Source organism: Delftia sp. ZNC0008, assembly GCF_000799035.1.
Taxonomy (GTDB): Bacteria; Pseudomonadota; Gammaproteobacteria; order Burkholderiales; family Burkholderiaceae_C; genus Comamonas; species Comamonas tsuruhatensis.
Genome location: NZ_JTKZ01000162.1, coordinates 1 through 3,072 on the forward strand (window position 1 = coordinate 1; position 3,072 = coordinate 3,072).

Sequence of the window (3,072 nt, forward strand, 5' to 3'; positions counted from 1 at the left end):
CCGCGTATCCTCAGGCTGCACGCCTTCCGCCAGGTTCACGCCATCGCGCGGCTGGCGGACCTTGGGCACGCGGTGCACCTTGGGTTCGGCGCTGCGCTGGCGGGCGCGCTGCTCGTCGCGCGCCTGGGCGATCAGGTCGTCGCGGCGCGCGTCGTCGGCATTCTGGAACTCCTGCCACCAGCTGGCCAGGCTTTCCTCGACCTCGCCGATATCGGCGCGCAGCCGCATGAAGTCGAAACCCGCGCGAAAGCGCGGCTGGGCCACCAGGCTGAACGGCGTGGCGCCCGTGCGCTTGTCGAAGCGCGGCTGCATGACCCAGATCTCGCGCATGTCGGCGGCCAGCTTGCCGCGGCCCGAGACATCGCCGATGCGCTGGTCGAACACTTCGTCGATGGATTCCTGCAGCGCGGGGAACGGGTGCTGGCGCTGGTTCAGGCGGCGCTCCCAGCCGGTCTTCACGTCATGCCACAGCACGCAGGCCAGCAGGAAGCTGGGCGCCACGGGCTTGCCTTCCTCGACACGGCGATCGGTATCGGTCAGCGCGGCCTGCACGAAGGGCTGCTCGGCACGCTCGACCACCACATCCAGCAGCGAGTAGATGCCGCGCGCCAGGCCCAGGCCGCGCAATTGCTCCACCGAAGCCAGCGCATGGCCGGTCTGCAGCAGCTTGAGCATTTCATCGAACAGGCGGCTTTGCGGCACATCGGCCAGCAGCGGCTCGCACTCCACCAGGGGCTTGGCCGTCTTGGGCTCGAGCTTGAAGCCCTTGCCCGCCAGCTTGGCGGCGAAGCGCACGGCGCGGATGATGCGCACCGGATCTTCACGGTAGCGCGTGGCCGGGTCGCCAATCATGCGCAGCATGCGCTTCTTGGCGTCGTCAATGCCCTTGTGATAGTCGACCACGATCTGCGTGCGCGGGTCGTAGTACATGGCGTTGATCGTGAAGTCGCGGCGCGTGGCATCCTGGTCCTGCGGACCCCAGACGTTGTCGCGCAGCACGCGGCCGCTGGCGTCCACCGCATGGTGCATGCCGGCGAGCTGGGCCTTGCTGGTGCGCTCGTTGCCGCTCACGGCCTCGGCCGCGCTGTTGTCCAGGAAGGCGCGGAAGGTGGAGACTTCGATGACCTCGTTCTCGCGCCCGCGGCCATAGACCACGTGCACGATGCGAAAGCGCTTGCCGATGATGAAGGCGCGGCGGAACAGGCCCTTGACCTGCTCGGGCGTGGCATTGGTGGCCACGTCGAAGTCCTTGGGGCGCAGGCCCAGCAGCAGGTCGCGCACGGCGCCGCCGACGATGTAGGCCTCGTAGCCCGCGTCCTGCAGCGTCTCGACCACGTCGAGGGCACGCCGGTCCACCAGGTTGGGATCGATGCCGTGCACCTGCACGGGCACCTCCTGGCGCTTGCCGAAGGGCGACTTGCGCGCCCGTGGGGCGGCCGAGGCCTTGCCCAGCAGCTTGTCGATGATGTTCTTGATCATGGTGCTTCGCCAAACAGGTCCAGAATGCGCCAGCCACGTTCCTGGGCCAGGGCGCGCAGCCGAGTGTCGGGGTTGGTGGCCACGGGGTGGTCCACGCGCTCGAGCAGGGGAACGTCGTTCCAGGAGTCGCTGTAGAAGAAGGTCTCCACGCCGCTCCACTGCAGGCCGCGCGCATCCAGCCACTGCTGCATGCGCTGCACCTTGCCGCCGCGCATGCTGGGCGTGCCACGGATCTCGCCCGTGAACCAGCCCTGCGCGTCGCGCTCCAGTTCCACCGCGATCAATTCCTGCACGCCGAGGGCGGCGGCGATGGGGCGCGTCACGAACTCGTTGGTGGCCGTGACGATGATGATCTGGTCGCCCGCCTGCTGGTGCGTGCGCAGCAGCTCCAGTGCCTGGGGACGGATGGCGGGGGTGATCACCTCGCGCATGAAGCGCTCGTGCGCCTCGGCGGCCTGCTGCGCGCCACGGGCGCAGAAGGCCTCGGTGGCAAAGCGCACATAGTCGTGCACGTCGAGCGTGCCCGCCTGGTAGTGCGCGAAGAACTCGGCATTGCGGCGGCCGAACTCGACCGGATCGGTCCAGCCGATGCGCGTCGTGAACTCGCCCCACTCATAGTCCGAATCGAGCGGCAGCAGCGTGTGGTCCAGGTCGAACAACGCCAGCCGGGGCCGGAGTTGCTTCTGATCAGAGGTCATGCATATCCTAAAAAAATGGGTCCCGCGCTGCCCTTGCAACGCAGGCTCCGCCGGCTCCCGCAGTCCCTGCCCACAAGAAAATGCGGGCTCATTCGGTTTCCAGCATCGTCTTGAGCAACGGAATGGTGATGGCGCGCTTGTTGCGCAGCGCAAAGCCGTCGAGCATGTCGAGCAGCTGCATCAGGCTGCCCAGGTCACGCGAGAAGCGCTTGAGCATGTAGTCCATCACATCGTCGCCCAGAAAAACGCCACGGGCATCGGCCTCCTGGCGCAGCACCGCGCGGCGCGCGGTTTCGTCGAGCAGCTGCAGCTGGAACACATGGCCCCAGCCCAGCCGCGTGCGCAGATCCTCGCGCAGCTTGAGGTCTGCCGGCGGCAGCGGGCCGGCCCCCAGCACCCAGCGCGGCGAGCCCGTGGCCGGGCTCGTCGCATTCACAAACCAGTTGAAGGCCCGCGCCTGCTGCAGCGGAGTGTAGATGTCCACATCGTCCATCAGCACCGCCGCCCAGCGCTCGTCGAAGGGCGGCGGGAACAGGGTGGAGGCATCCATCCAGCCCACCATGGCACCCTGCTCGCGCAGGGCCTCGCGCACGGCCTTGAGCAGATGGGTCTTGCCCGAGCCCGATTCGCCCCAAAGATAAGTGGGCACTGGCGTGCGGGCCGTCTGCATGCGGCCATCGCCCACCCAATGGCGCAAATGATCGATCACCGCGGCATTGGGGCCGACGAAAAAGCGCGACAGCGTCGGGCTCGACGCCATGCTGATATCCAGAGCCAGCTGCTTCATCTGCGACATACGCGCAGCGCCCCCTTTCCTGTGTCCAGGCGGGTCCATGCGGCAAAAGCAGGCAAAGGAATCGGCAACGGCATTGGGTTGATAGCAAAGACAGGCCCG

The 3,072-nt window shown here is 67.5% G+C and carries 3 protein-coding genes; all 3 read right to left on the bottom strand.

Annotated features, from left to right (window positions below):
- Positions 1 to 1,479 (bottom strand): polynucleotide adenylyltransferase PcnB (pcnB, locus tag L995_RS05475; RefSeq protein ID WP_047469951.1); only part of this gene is annotated, 1,479 nt, incomplete at its 3' end.
- A complete protein-coding gene (locus tag L995_RS05480) occupies positions 1,476 to 2,177 on the bottom strand; it encodes an HAD family hydrolase (RefSeq protein ID WP_016448977.1) in 702 nt (233 codons plus the stop codon). The genes L995_RS05480 and pcnB, both read right to left, overlap by 4 nt.
- Positions 2,178 to 2,265: 88 nt before the next feature.
- Complete coding sequence (gene hda, locus L995_RS05485) at positions 2,266 to 2,964, bottom strand: DnaA regulatory inactivator Hda (RefSeq protein ID WP_026062235.1); 699 nt, start codon at positions 2,962 to 2,964, stop codon at positions 2,266 to 2,268.
- Positions 2,965 to 3,072: the final 108 nt, after the last annotated feature.

Bases quoted from the DNA above. Each gene is read 5' to 3' on its own strand.
- L995_RS05480 (WP_016448977.1), bottom strand. From the start codon at position 2,177: ATGACCTCTGATCAGAAGCAACTCCGGCCCCGGCTGGCGTTGTTCGAC.
- hda (WP_026062235.1), bottom strand. From the start codon at position 2,964: ATGAAGCAGCTGGCTCTGGATATCAGCATGGCGTCGAGCCCGACGCTG.